Source organism: Pseudomonas asiatica (assembly GCF_009932335.1).
In the GTDB taxonomy this organism is placed as follows: domain Bacteria; phylum Pseudomonadota; class Gammaproteobacteria; order Pseudomonadales; family Pseudomonadaceae; genus Aquipseudomonas; species Aquipseudomonas asiatica.
The window spans coordinates 1,837,334-1,849,517 of the sequence record NZ_BLJF01000001.1; the positions used below are offsets into that span (position 1 = coordinate 1,837,334).

The window sequence follows — 12,184 nt, forward strand, 5'->3', positions numbered from 1 at the left end:
CTATGCTGGGCTATCTCTTCGCCCTGCAAGGAACCGCCGGCCGATGACTCTTTCTCGCTGCATGCTGGCGCTGGCCCTGCTCGGTAGCCTTCTGGCCCATGCCGAGGCCGCACCCTGGGTTGTCGGCCTGCACCACATGACTCTGGCCGACCCGGTCGATGCCCGGCCCATGCAGGCGCTGGCGTTCTACCCGGCCATTGGCAAGACCCGCAGCAGCCGGATAGACGGCTACCCGGTCGACGTGAGTGAAGAGGCGCCGGTAGCATTGGGCCAGTTCCCGTTGCTGGTGCTGTCCCACGGCAATACCGGCAGCCCGCTGGCCTTGCATTACCTGGCGACGTCGCTGGCGCGCCAGGGTTTTATCGTGGTGGCGGTGGTGCACCCCGGCGACAACGCCCGCGACCACAGCCGCCTGGGCACCCTGAGCAACCTGTACGGCCGGCCGCTGCAAGTGAGTGCCGCAATTACGGCCGCCCGCGATGATGCCTTGCTGGGGCCTTATCTGAACGGTGGCAAGGTTGGGGTGATCGGCTACTCGGCCGGTGGTGAAACTGCCTTGATCCTCTCAGGCGCGCGCCCAGACCTGGACCGCCTGCGCAAGTACTGCCTGGAGCGCCCTGACGACGCCGACGCCTGCAAGACCCACGGTGTACTGATTGCCGACCGCAGCGAGCTGGTGCCAGAGGCCGACCAGCGGGTGGGGGCCGTGATGCTCATGGCACCGCTCAGCCTGCTGTTCGGGCGCCATGCCCTGGCCGGGGTGCAGGTGCCGGCGCTGATCTACAGTGGCGACAGCGACCAGCTGGTGGCGGTGGACCGCAACGCCGAAGCCCTGGCCCGCAAGTTGCCGGTGACACCGGACTATCGCCTGCTGGCCGGCGCCGGGCACTTCGTGTTCATGGCCCATTGCGATGCCGAGCAGTCCGTGCGGATGCCGGCGCTGTGCAAGGACGCCGCAGGTGTGGATCGTCGGCACATCCACCATTCCCTGCAGCAGGAAGCCGCGGTGTTCTTCAGCCAGGCGTTGGGCGCGCCGGAGCCGGCCGAGCGTTCAGCCGCGAGTGGCGCGCCGCGCCAGCAACAGCGTTAGACCGACACCGGCCAGGGCGAGCAACGCGGCCACACAGAAGATCGAGGCATAGCCCAGATGTGCGGCCACTGCGCCCATCACCGGCCCGGCGATGGCCAGGGCCATGTCGAAGAACACGGCGTAGGCCCCCAGCCCTGCACCACGGCTGCTGCTGGGTACCTGCTTGATCGCTTCAACCCCCAGCGCCGGGTAGACCAGCGACAGCCCGAAACCGGTAAGCCCGGCACCGATCAGCGCCCACGGCGGCGACGGTGCCAGCCACAGCAGGCTCAGGCCGAGCACTTCGGTGGCCATGCACGCGACCGCCACGTTGTAGCCACCAAAGCGGTTGACCGCATTGACGAACAGCAGCCGGGAAATGATGAAGCACACGCCAAAGGCACTCAGGCACCAGGCTGCGCCCACCCAGCCGCGCTCCAGGTAATACAGGGTGACGAAGGTGGTCAGGGTACCGTAGCCAATAGAGGCAAGGGTCAGGCCCAGACCGCACGGTGAGACCCGGCCGAAGGCCGACCAGAAGGGCAGGCGCTCGCCGCGCACCACCACCACGTCCGGCCGCTTGCGCAGTACCAGCAGGGCAGATACCGCCAGCACCAGCAATGCCGGCCCCAGCACGCTGAAGTCCAGCCCGTCGACGGCCAGTACACCCAAGGGGGCACCAATGGCGATGGCGCCATAGGAGGCGATACCGTTCCACGAAATCACCCTGGCGGTGTGTTCGGGGCCGACCTGGCTGATGCCCCAGCTCAGCGTGGCTACGCCGATCAGCCCTTGGGCGATGCCCAGCAGCAGGCGCCCGCCGAGCAACAGCACCAGGCTCAGCAGCGGAAGCGTCAGGGTCCAGGCCGAGAGCAGGGTCAACACCCCGCAGCCGGCAATCCCCAGCAAGCCGAAGCGAATGGCCTGCTTGCCCCCCAGGGTATCGGCCACGCGCCCGGCAAACGGGCGGCTGAGTAGCGTGGCCAGGTATTGCAGGCCAATGGTCAGCCCGGCGACCACCGCGCCAAACCCCAGTTGGTCATGCACATGGCTGGGCAGCACGGCGATCGGCAGGCCGATGCAGAGGAAGGCGATGAAGGTGTAGAAAACGATCGACAGGATCTGCAGAGTGATTTGCAGCGTGTTACTGGCGGGAGCAGGCTGTTGCGCGGTCATGGGCTCGTTCGCGGGCGGGCGGTTGGGCGTGGCCCCATCATGGCCGTTGCGCGAAAGAAATGAAAGCAGGCTAACGAATTATTCGTCGGGCAGTGCCAGCCCGTGGATCGGCGGTGAATTCTTCGCGGGCGTGCCCGCGAAGAGGCCGGCCCAGCCATACAAGATGGCCAGGCCGCTCCATCAATCAGACCAGCACACCCTGGCTACGCAGGTAATCGTCGTAGGTACCGCTGAAGTCCACCACGCCATCAGCCGACAGCTCGATGATGCGCGTGGCCAGCGAAGACACGAACTCACGGTCATGGCTGACGAACAGCAGGGTGCCCGGGTAGTTCTCCAGCGCCAGGTTCAGCGCTTCGATCGATTCCATGTCCAGGTGGTTGGTCGGCTCGTCCATCACCAGCACGTTCGGCTTTTGCAGGATCAGCTTGCCGAACAGCATGCGGCCTTGCTCACCACCGGAAATCACCTTCACCGACTTGAGAATCTCGTCGTTGGAGAACAGCATGCGCCCGAGGGTGCCGCGGATCACCTGCTCGCCGGAGGTCCACTGGCCCATCCAGTCGAACAGGGTCATGTCGTCTTCGAAGTCGTGGGCGTGGTCCTGGGCGTAGTAGCCCACCTCGGCGCTGTCGGTCCACTTCACTTCACCCTTGTCCGGGGTCATTTCACCGACCAGGGTGCGCAGCAGGGTGGTCTTGCCGATACCGTTGGGGCCGATGATCGCCACGCGCTCGCCAGCCTCGATGGTGAAGCCCAGGTCCTTGAACAGCACTTTGTCGTCGAAGGCCTTGGCCATTTTTTCGACGGTGACGGCCTGGCGGTGCAGCTTCTTGGTCTGTTCGAAGCGGATGAACGGGCTCACCCGGCTCGACGGCTTGACCTCGGCCAGCTGGATCTTGTCGATCTGCTTGGCCCGCGAGGTGGCCTGCTTGGCCTTGGAGGCGTTGGCCGAGAAGCGGCTGACGAAGGTCTGCAGTTCGGCGATCTGGGCTTTCTTCTTGGCGTTGTCCGACAGCAGCTGCTCGCGGGCCTGGGTGGCAGCGGTCATGTACTCGTCGTAGTTGCCCGGGAACACGCGCAGCTCGCCGTAGTCCAGGTCGGCCATGTGGGTGCAGACACTGTTGAGGAAGTGCCGGTCGTGGGAAATGATCACCATGGTGCTGTTGCGCGCGGTGAGGATGTTCTCCAGCCAGCGGATGGTGTTGATGTCCAGGTGGTTGGTCGGCTCGTCGAGCAGCAGTACGTCCGGGTCCGAGAACAGCGCCTGGGCCAGCAGGACACGCAGCTTCCAGCCCGGAGCCACCTCGCTCATCGGGCCGAAGTGCTGTTCCAGCGGAATACCCAGGCCCAGCAGCAGTTCACCGGCGCGTGATTCGGCGGTGTAGCCGTCCATCTCGGCGAATTCGGTTTCCAGCTCGGCGACGGCCATGCCGTCTTCCTCGGTCATTTCCGGCAGCGAGTAGATGCGATCGCGCTCGGCCTTGACCTTCCACAGTTGGCCGTGGCCCATGATCACCGTGTCGATCACGGTGAATTCCTCATAGGCGAACTGGTCCTGGCGCAGCTTGCCCAGGCGCGTGTTCGGCTCGAGCATGACCTGGCCGCCCGACGGTTCGAGGTCACCGCCGAGGATCTTCATGAAGGTCGACTTGCCGCAACCGTTGGCGCCGATCAGGCCGTAGCGGTTGCCGTTGTTGAATTTGACGGAAACGTTTTCGAACAGCGGCTTGGAGCCGAACTGCATGGTGATGTTAGCGGTGGAGATCAAGAGGCTTACCTATCAATAACTTACGTGACTACTTCGCAGCGTCGGACCCATTTCGGACCAATCAGGAGCTTTTCCAGCTGCTGCCAGTCGTTGGACGAGTTAATCCAGCGCGCATGAGTCGATAAGAGCATCTGCACGCTATGCCCGAGCTGATGGGCGATGAATGCGGGATTGAGACCAGACATTGAGCACATTGTCGCATAGGTGCGACGGCAGTTATACGGGGGCGGTATCTGATCCCCGGACCCTTGACGATCGGGCGCTACTGATGGTGCTGGTTTTACGTGCTCACCGTTCTTCCCGGGCGGGATGACCAATGGCGATTCGGCGAAATGCGCTTTGCCTTGAGCACGCCGTTTGGCGCGCGGTCCACTCAATCGTCATGGATGCTCCAGGTGTTGGCCTGATCGGGGAGGAGTCATTGGTTGAAAGGGGGTGATATGCTTCCTCCGCTTACCAAACAGGGAGATTGGTAATGGGTTTGTTGCGAAGGTTCAGGACGTTTGGCTTACGAATAAAGCCGACTAGATCTCCGACGGCAGCGTTCGTTTGCCTGGCGATGTGGATAGCGATCCTGCGATACGGGGACCCATCCGCGTCATTTATCATGTATTCGGTGCCTTTCGGCATTGCTCTGATCGCGCTGGGGCCGCTGGAGCTGCTGCCAGAACAATGGCCCAGGCTCAATTTTCTGGCGAATGCCCTGGCCAGCGGTTTCTTCTTTGTCAGCATCATGTTCGCTGGCGTGGCACTGTCTTATGAAATGCCGTTGGAGAATGGCGGAAGAACAACCTTCTGCCTTGGCTTCTGGGCTTTACAGCTGTTTATTCTGCACAAGGCTCAGCCCTGGATAAAGCAGTCACCTTTTCGTCGACTTGGCGAGTATCGCATGGCGTACTCCCCTCCGGAGGCCAGCCAAAGAGCCGAGCGGGATTGACGTTGGTGATGGGGGAATGAGCAGTCGCCCGAAAGTGGTGATTGGCCCGTGGTTTCTGTCCAAGCTGTTCAAACGGGTTCCGTACAGGTCGATTTCTGATACCAAAGCGCGCGGAAAGGATTTGCCTCCATTCATTGAAGCGGGTTTATCAGCTCGGCACCTTGGTTACGCACATTCCCCACGGCGATACCCACCCGGTACCAGTCGAAGGCTTCGGCCGGCTCACCCAGGTTGAGCACCAGTTGTTCTGCGCGCTCGCTCGGCATTGCTGCCGCGATCCACTCGTACGCCAGTTCTGGCGACAACACGACAGGCCGGCGGTCGTGAACGTCGACCATTCCGCCCTGAGCGTCGGCGGTGATGATGACGAACCCGTCGCGCTCTGTGCCGGTGAACTGGCCGATCGAGGCACAAAGGGCAGGGCGCCCATCCTGGCGGCGGATGTAGTACGGCTGCTTCTTCGGCCCACCTTCATCAACCCATTCGTACCAGCCGTCGATTGGGGTGATGGCCCGGTGTGGCCAGATCTCCCGGAAGAATGGACCATGCGCCACCTTCTCGACGCGGGCGTTGATCGGCGCAGCGCGATCATTCGCCCAGTGCGGCCGCCATCCCCACTTCACCAGGTCCGCTCGTGGGCCTGCATCATCCATCCGCAGTACTGCCACCGGCGTGGTCGGCGCGATGTTGTACCGGCCAAGCGGCTGGTCGCCGACGTTGTTCCGCCAGGCCTCTGGCAGGCTCAGGGTTTCAACGAAGTCATGTATGCCACGGTACTGGCTGAGCCTTCCGCACATACGCCCTCCTACCGAAACCTGAAGGATAGCCGTTGGCTGGTAGTCGTGCCGGCAGTCATACGGGGACGGCCAGGCACCCCGCTTGCCACGATGCATGACGAACGGATTTCAGCACCTGCCCGCAACGGGGTCAGCCTGCCGTTGCGGGCGATGGCTGCAGGCTGCCTGCCTGCTCGGGAACCCTGACGAACACGCTGTATCTGCCACCTTCCATTTCTTCGAAGGCAATCAGTTTTTTCACCAGCGGACCGCTCAGTACCTTGCCGGTATTCAATAGCAGCATGCCATTGTCGGCATTTAGGTTGCGGGCCAGTATCATGCCCTCTGCCAGTTCGTGCGTGCTCAACACCTTGATCGCCGGGTCGGTCAAGGTAATGTCGCGCATGTACGCGGCACAGACATTGACGAAGTCTTCCACCAGATCTGGGTCATACAGCTTTCCAGCATGCTTGCGTATGTAGAGCAGTGCCTCATCGCTATTGAGCTGGCGATCCAGAACCAGTCCGCGCTGCAATTCGATGAAATCCACAGCCATTTTCAACCAGCGGGCGCCCAGTGGAATTGCCACTCCCTTCAGGTGATCCGGAAAACCGCTGCCATCCCAGCGCTCCTGGTGGTGAAGTATGAGTTGTGCGGCTTCTTTTATTGGCTCCAGGGTCATGACCAGCGCTTCGCTCTGTTTCGGGTACGACCGGTACAGTTCGCGCTCTTGTGAAGGTATGAGATCGGCGGGGCAGGTGAGCATGTTGTCGGTCCAGCTCATCTTGCCGATGTTGTAGAGGGCTGCAGCCATGGTCAGGTTGCGACAGGTACCTTCGTCCAGTCCATGGCTGGTGCAATACACCCGTATCAATTCTATGACTTGCCGGTTGGTCTGCTTGGCCTTGGGCAGACGCATGTTGCCCAACTGCGAAAAGAACTCGGTGGTGGTCACGTAACTGCGCTTGAGTTCTTCATAGGCAAGGTCAAGCATGTCGGCAGTTTGCTGCAGTTCGGCGGTGCGCGCCGCTACACGCTGTTCAAGGCTTTCGTTAAGCGCCTTGAGTTGCGTGATCTGAACCTGAGTCAGCTGTTCCAGGCGTTTTCGCTCGCTTTCCGAATGTTGGTGGGCCAATGCCTGGCGCAAGGTGACCAACAGCTCTTCATCATTCCAGGGTTTGCTGATGTAACGATAGATGTGCCCATCATTGATGGCTTTTGCGATGGTGTCCGTGTCAGCGTACCCCGTAAGCAGAATGCGCAACGTGTCGGGAAAACGCTCATGTACGTGGGCCAACAGTGTTGCCCCGTCCATGTTTGGCATGCGCGCATCACTCATCACCAGATTGATCGGGCGTTGTTGGAGCAGTTGCAGGGCGTCGGCACCGCTTTCGGCAAGGAGGAGTTCGTAGGGTTGGTTGCGAAGTAGACGACGAAGGCTGCTGAGAATCGAGGGCTCGTCGTCAACCAGAAGTATCACCGGCTTGTCTGCTGCGCCATCGGTAACGGGTAGCTCCATGGGTCCCTCCCTGCCGGTCTCGGCCAGACTACTCCCTGGCCACAGCCTAGATGATATTTGCCCCCGCCGTTAGCTTTTGTCTGTTGGCCTCACTATGCTCGGAGGCAGGTGCATCTCGCCAGGGAGGGTTGTGCTGTGCCGACTTGTCTGCAGGTTCGCATCGTTGTCTCGATGCTTGTGGTTTTGCCGGCATGGGTGCTGGCCCAGAGCATTGGTGGGCCGCTCACGCCATTGCCGGCGGTGCCTGAGCTTGACCCTGCCCGGGTGGAACTGGGGCGCAAACTGTTCAATGACTCGCGATTGTCCCTCGATAACAGCCAGTCCTGTGCTGATTGCCATCGCCTGGATCGTGGTGGCGCGGACGGGCAGGCGCGCTCGCCTGGTGCAGATGGCAAACCCTTGCCAGTTCACACACCCAGCGTCTTCAACGCCAGCCTGAACTTCCTGCAGTTCTGGGATGGGCGCGCGCAATCGTTTGACGGCCTGGTGCACCTGGCAACCGGTAATACGGACGGCAAAGAAGATGGCTGGGCTACCGTGGTCCAACGAATTGCTGACGATCCGGCTTACCAGACGGGGTTCGCCGAAGCCTATGGCAAACCAGTGACCGCCATCGATGTCAAAGATGCCCTGGTTACGTACCAGCGTACCCTGCTGACACCCGATTCACGCTTCGATCGCTATCTGAAAGGAGATACCAGCAGCCTCAGCCTGGAAGAGAAGCATGGCTATCAGCGCTTCCAGGAGTACGGTTGTATAGCCTGCCACCAGGGTGTGAATATCGGCGGCAACATGCTGCAGAAGTTCGGTGTTTTCGATGATTATTTCACCAACCGTGGCAGTGTTACCTTGGCAGATCAGGGGCTCTACAACGTGACAGGTGATCCGGACGATCTCCACCTGTTCAAAGTTCCAAGCCTGCGAAACGTGGAGGTGACTGCCCCTTACTTTCATGATGGTTCGGCGCCCACCTTGGAAGCAGCCGTCGATGCCATGTTTCATTATCAGTTGGGACGTACGCCGAGCGACGATGATAAAGCGCTGATCATCAAGTTTCTCCAGACCCTCACCGGCCAATGGGAGGGTAAACCGCTATGAGGTTGAACGCTCGGCGCAGTCTGCTGCTGTTGGCTGCGTGCGCCATGTCGCTGGCTTCCGTGCTGGTCTACCTGTACTGGATGTCCAGGTCCGATGAGAGTGGCAACTACGCCCAGGCGCGCGATCTGATTCGCCAGATCAAGCAGTACGATGCACAGTGGGAGGGGGCAGTGCTCAAGGCGCGCACCACCACCAATTACAACTACGACCCGCTGGTGCTGCCGTTGATTGAAATGAAGCGCCTATGGCGGGAGTTCGGCACGCTGGAAGGGCGTCATCAAAAAACAGAAATGCTCGCTTGGCAAAAGGCTTTTCGCGATTACCAACAGGCCTTTGACGACAAGGTCCTGCTGGTCTCGCGCTTCAAGACGCACAATGCGATCCTGCGAAATTCCCTGGCTTTTCTCCCGGCTGCGGCCGATGTGATACAGGTGCACCTTCGTCGATTGGTTGATGCCGATACAGTGCGTCTGCGCAGAATCACCAGCGATACCTACGACCTGATGCTGAGCAGCCTTGAGTTTGCCCATGCCACAACAGATGAAAAAGCTGCCGACATCCTTGTCGGACTGAACAACCTTTCGGTCAACAAGGAGCGCTTGCCTGTCAATTTTCAGGTGCCCATCGATACCATCAGCAAACACATTGAGTTGATTCTTCGTGAGCAACCCAAGGTCGATCAACTACTTGAAGCGATCGAGGCGGTTCCGATCGCCGAGAGTCTGGACGCCATTGCGCTGATGCTGGACCGTGACGAGCAAGCAGCAGCGCTGACGGCTCAGCGATACCATTTCTACCTGTTGGTGTTTTCCACCCTGCTGGTATTGCTATTGCTGTACATGGGGATGTGGCTGATGCGTAGCTACGCCGAAATAAACCGTGTAAACCGAGCGCTGGTGAGTGCCAACGACGAATTGGAACAGCGGGTCGAACGGCGTACCCAGGCACTTACCCAAGCCAGCGCAGCACTGCAGCGCGAGGTGGATGAACGCCGATTGCTCGAGAACCAGTTGGTCCAGTCCGAAAAGCTCGCCTCGCTCGGTCAACTGGCAGCCGGCGTAGCCCATGAAGTCAACAACCCGATTGGGTTTGTCTCTTCCAACCTCGGTGCACTGGACGACTATTTCGGCCGTTTGCAGGACATGCTGAAGGCATATGCTGACGCGGAAAATACCCTGGTTCCGAACGCGCTCGGCGCGGAGCTGGCGAAGTTGCGCACGGAAATCGAGCTGGATTACTTGCTGGAGGATATTCCGGCGCTGATCCGCGAATCCAAGGACGGTATCAGCCGCGTTGCGCGGATCGTCAAGGACCTCAAGGACTTTTCGCGAGTAGAGACCAGCCATGACTGGCAAGTGTCAGACTTGCATCAAGGCATAGAGTCAACGCTGAACATCGTTGCCAGCGAACTCAGGCACAAGGCGGACCTTGTCAAGGATTACAGCCCATTGCCGCCGGTCGAATGCCTGCCTTCACAGATCAATCAGGTAATCATGAATCTGCTGGTCAATGCCACCCAGGCGATGGGGGCCGAGCGTGGCAGAATTACCCTGCGAACCGGTGCCAGTGACAAGTGGGTATGGATCGAAGTCGCAGACAATGGTTGTGGCATTCCTGGCGAAAGCCTGCAAAAGATCTTCGATCCGTTCTACACGACGAAGCCCATCGGCCAGGGCACCGGGCTGGGATTGTCACTTTCGTACGGAATCATCAAGCGTCATGGTGGCGAGATCCGCGTAGACAGCGAGGTGGGAGTCGGTACGACATTCAGGGTCGAACTGCCCATCCATCAGGCCCGGTTGGCCTGAGAGCACCAGGGAAGTGGAATGCAAATTGCTGCGACCCTGGGGCATCGATCATGCGGAGTACGCAGAAATGACTCAGAATGACCGCTACTACATGATCTTCGTTGTGGTTGCTGTGCTGGTCCTGGATCTGGCGGCGACATTTGTGTTTCTCAAGGCCATCGCCTGACCCCCATTTGTGGGCCTGGTTGTACCCGAAATCGGGGTCATCTGCAGAGACTACCCGGTTTTGGGACAAATTTTGTCCGCCCACTGTCTGGTTCATGGCCACATGGCGCTGCACGTCCTTTGAGTCGACCGCCAGCTGAACTCTTGCCCGCAAGATCACCAGCGGCGTACCTCTGCCTGAACATCCCACCTTTGTGCGGTCCAACGTAAGCAAGGCCTGGTTTCACCTGGCCGGAGGTACGCACATGAAACGCAAGACTGTATGGGTCGTAGTGTTGTCAGGGTTGCTGCTGCTCGGTGGTTGCTGGCCATATTGGCACCACGGTGGGCATCACGGCGGCGGCCATCACCGGCATTTCAACGACGGCTACCATGGTGGTCAGGACTACCGCCGCTATTGATGCACCCAGTAATCCCTTCCGCTTGCGGCCACGCCTGTGCGAACACACTGCAAGACAACGCATGCTCGCCCAGGCTGGCTTGCCTGCAACTTGCCCGCTGATCCATGAACGAAGTTTAACTTCGCGGGTAAAGCCCGCCCTGGAGCCGATATAGCAAACAGGCATATTGCCCGGCTAAAATTGAGCAGTAACATGGCCAAACTAAAACAAAAAAAGGGGCATGCAGTTCGGCAACACTTCCCAAGTTACTCGATGGGGTGGCAGGAGCGTGTCGCGTGAAAAGTTCAAGATCGGTAGCAGGTGCAATATTGATGTCCACCTTCGCCACACTGTTCATGACAGGCTGTGCGCATGACCCCGATGTGCGTCAAGGCCATGGGTATGCAGCCGGGGCCACGGAAAGAAGTACGCCGGCGTACCTGGGGTGCGTCAAAAGCGAGCTTCAAGGGAATGTGAAAACCTACCAGGTCGATGGCGATAACTCGGTCAGGCTGTTTGTCGATAGCACCGACCCCGACACGGCGGGTGGCCTGGTCGAGGTGCGGGGCACGGGAGCCCGGCGCCAGTTCGCGGCCTATCAACGTGATGCCTGGTACGACCATGGCAGGCTGCTGGACGCCGCGCTGATGTGTTCGAAAGCATGATCATCTGACCCTTGATGCAAAAGGCCCGCCCTCGAGAGCGGGCTTTTTGCATTTGCCGCCCCCAGCCGCAATAATCCGCTCATTTGAACGGAGAACACCAAGTTGGAAACCAGAAGCGTTGTTGCTGAGATGTTCATTGGGATGCCCACGCATTTCTGGGTGTTGCCCGTTGCCGGCCTGATCGCCTGGTTCGGCCTGAAATGGGCCGAACAGTCCGATAGCCACGCCAGCATGCTGCGGGCCGTGACCTACCTGCTGCTCATTGCGTTGGCGGTGTTGCCCAACGGTTTCTATGCGCTGTTTCCCCCTTCGCCCGACATGCCCGAACTGTTGTTGAATCGTGAGCCGCTGCCCAACTACGAAGGGCGCTTCTACCTGGATGCGTTCTACGTGTTCAGTGGGTGGGCACTGAGCAAGGTGGCCAATCTCAAGTTCAACTAGAGCAAATACTGAACAAGCCGCTCGATGAGTGGTGCATGCCGGTATCTCGTCTCGGGGCGGCTCGGTTTCCAAGTCGTTCATCGCGATTTCCTCATCTCCATTGCCGGCGAGTTTACATGCCCATGTTCAATTGGATGGGGCGGCAGTGGGGTGTCATCCAATCGCATCTATCAAAATGGGGGGTTACTCTCCATTCGTATTAATCCAAAATAAGCTTCTACTTTCGATCAAGAAATCAATTGCGACTGGCGTTCTCGTCAAAGTTGGGAGGGCTCGCAAGTTATTTGTAATAAACCGGCTGGCGTTTTATGAGCAGCGTGCTATTTCTGGAGATATGAGCGCGACCGCTCAGTCGTGCTGTAGACAAAAGGACTGTCAG

11 protein-coding genes are annotated in these 12,184 nt (G+C 59.7%); 7 read left to right on the top strand and 4 right to left on the bottom strand.

Annotated elements, in window-relative coordinates:
* Nucleotides 1-43 precede the first annotated feature (43 nt).
* Nucleotides 44-1,090 (top strand): alpha/beta hydrolase family protein, encoded by a 1,047-nt coding sequence (locus tag GYA95_RS08690; protein WP_015270209.1) that lies wholly within the window; start codon nucleotides 44-46, stop codon nucleotides 1,088-1,090.
* Here the strand turns inward: GYA95_RS08690 and GYA95_RS08695 are convergent.
* Both GYA95_RS08695 and GYA95_RS08700 read right to left on the bottom strand, forming a co-directional pair.
* Nucleotides 1,052-2,245 carry an MFS transporter gene (locus GYA95_RS08695; protein WP_015270210.1) on the bottom strand — a complete coding sequence of 398 codons (1,194 nt, stop codon included), beginning with the start codon at nucleotides 2,243-2,245 and terminating at the stop codon, nucleotides 1,052-1,054. The two genes, GYA95_RS08690 and GYA95_RS08695, sit on opposite strands and share 39 nt — an antisense overlap.
* Before the next feature lie 184 nt (nucleotides 2,246-2,429).
* Nucleotides 2,430-4,016 carry an ABC-F family ATPase gene (locus GYA95_RS08700; protein ID WP_013972511.1) on the bottom strand — a complete coding sequence of 529 codons (1,587 nt, stop codon included), beginning with the start codon at nucleotides 4,014-4,016 and terminating at the stop codon, nucleotides 2,430-2,432.
* 607 nt (nucleotides 4,017-4,623) lie between these two features.
* On the opposite strand from GYA95_RS08700, the gene GYA95_RS08705 reads away from it, so the two are divergent.
* Entirely contained in the window at nucleotides 4,624-4,953 is a 330-nt protein-coding gene (locus tag GYA95_RS08705) for a hypothetical protein (protein ID WP_224765924.1), read from the top strand.
* Between the two features lie 131 nt (nucleotides 4,954-5,084).
* Here GYA95_RS08705 and GYA95_RS08710 read toward each other — a convergent pair whose 3' ends face one another.
* Together GYA95_RS08710 and GYA95_RS08715 are read right to left on the bottom strand one after the other, a co-directional pair.
* Complete coding sequence (locus GYA95_RS08710; protein WP_015270213.1) at nucleotides 5,085-5,750, bottom strand: SOS response-associated peptidase; 666 nt, start codon at nucleotides 5,748-5,750, stop codon at nucleotides 5,085-5,087.
* Nucleotides 5,751-5,880: 130 nt separating this feature from the next.
* On the bottom strand, nucleotides 5,881-7,248 hold the full coding sequence (locus GYA95_RS08715; RefSeq protein ID WP_015270214.1) for an HD domain-containing phosphohydrolase: 1,368 nt from the start codon (nucleotides 7,246-7,248) through the stop codon (nucleotides 5,881-5,883).
* Between the two features lie 171 nt (nucleotides 7,249-7,419).
* Here GYA95_RS08715 and GYA95_RS08720 point away from each other — a divergent pair, with 171 nt between their 5' ends.
* The 5 genes from GYA95_RS08720 to GYA95_RS08740 all read left to right on the top strand — a co-directional run bounded on the left by GYA95_RS08720 (nucleotide 7,420) and on the right by GYA95_RS08740 (nucleotide 11,805).
* Entirely contained in the window at nucleotides 7,420-8,346 is a 927-nt protein-coding gene (locus GYA95_RS08720) for a cytochrome-c peroxidase (protein ID WP_015270215.1), read from the top strand.
* Nucleotides 8,343-10,154: a DAHL domain-containing protein gene (locus GYA95_RS08725; RefSeq protein ID WP_015270216.1), complete on the top strand. Its 1,812-nt coding sequence runs from the start codon at nucleotides 8,343-8,345 to the stop codon at nucleotides 10,152-10,154. The genes GYA95_RS08720 and GYA95_RS08725 overlap by 4 nt, the downstream gene beginning before the upstream one ends.
* A 410-nt stretch (nucleotides 10,155-10,564) precedes the next feature.
* Nucleotides 10,565-10,720: a hypothetical protein gene (locus tag GYA95_RS08730; RefSeq protein ID WP_158239717.1), complete on the top strand. Its 156-nt coding sequence runs from the start codon at nucleotides 10,565-10,567 to the stop codon at nucleotides 10,718-10,720.
* Nucleotides 10,721-11,031: 311 nt separating this feature from the next.
* A complete protein-coding gene (locus GYA95_RS08735) occupies nucleotides 11,032-11,364 on the top strand; it encodes a hypothetical protein (protein WP_015270217.1) in 333 nt (110 codons plus the stop codon).
* 129 nt (nucleotides 11,365-11,493) lie between these two features.
* On the top strand, nucleotides 11,494-11,805 hold the full coding sequence (locus GYA95_RS08740) for a hypothetical protein (RefSeq protein ID WP_015270218.1): 312 nt from the start codon (nucleotides 11,494-11,496) through the stop codon (nucleotides 11,803-11,805).
* Nucleotides 11,806-12,184: the final 379 nt, after the last annotated feature.

Excerpts from the sequence above, each read along its gene's own strand:
- GYA95_RS08730 (WP_158239717.1), top strand. The coding sequence starts at position 10,565 with ATGAAACGCAAGACTGTATGGGTCGTAGTGTTGTCAGGGTTGCTGCTG.
- GYA95_RS08720 (WP_015270215.1), top strand. The coding sequence starts at position 7,420 with ATGCTTGTGGTTTTGCCGGCATGGGTGCTGGCCCAGAGCATTGGTGGG.
- GYA95_RS08705 (WP_224765924.1), top strand. The coding sequence starts at position 4,624 with ATGTATTCGGTGCCTTTCGGCATTGCTCTGATCGCGCTGGGGCCGCTG.
- GYA95_RS08735 (WP_015270217.1), top strand. The coding sequence starts at position 11,032 with ATGTCCACCTTCGCCACACTGTTCATGACAGGCTGTGCGCATGACCCC.
- GYA95_RS08690 (WP_015270209.1), top strand. The coding sequence starts at position 44 with ATGACTCTTTCTCGCTGCATGCTGGCGCTGGCCCTGCTCGGTAGCCTT.
- GYA95_RS08715 (WP_015270214.1), bottom strand. The coding sequence starts at position 7,248 with ATGGAGCTACCCGTTACCGATGGCGCAGCAGACAAGCCGGTGATACTT.
- GYA95_RS08710 (WP_015270213.1), bottom strand. The coding sequence starts at position 5,750 with ATGTGCGGAAGGCTCAGCCAGTACCGTGGCATACATGACTTCGTTGAA.
- GYA95_RS08740 (WP_015270218.1), top strand. The coding sequence starts at position 11,494 with ATGTTCATTGGGATGCCCACGCATTTCTGGGTGTTGCCCGTTGCCGGC.
- GYA95_RS08725 (WP_015270216.1), top strand. The coding sequence starts at position 8,343 with ATGAGGTTGAACGCTCGGCGCAGTCTGCTGCTGTTGGCTGCGTGCGCC.
- GYA95_RS08695 (WP_015270210.1), bottom strand. The coding sequence starts at position 2,245 with ATGACCGCGCAACAGCCTGCTCCCGCCAGTAACACGCTGCAAATCACT.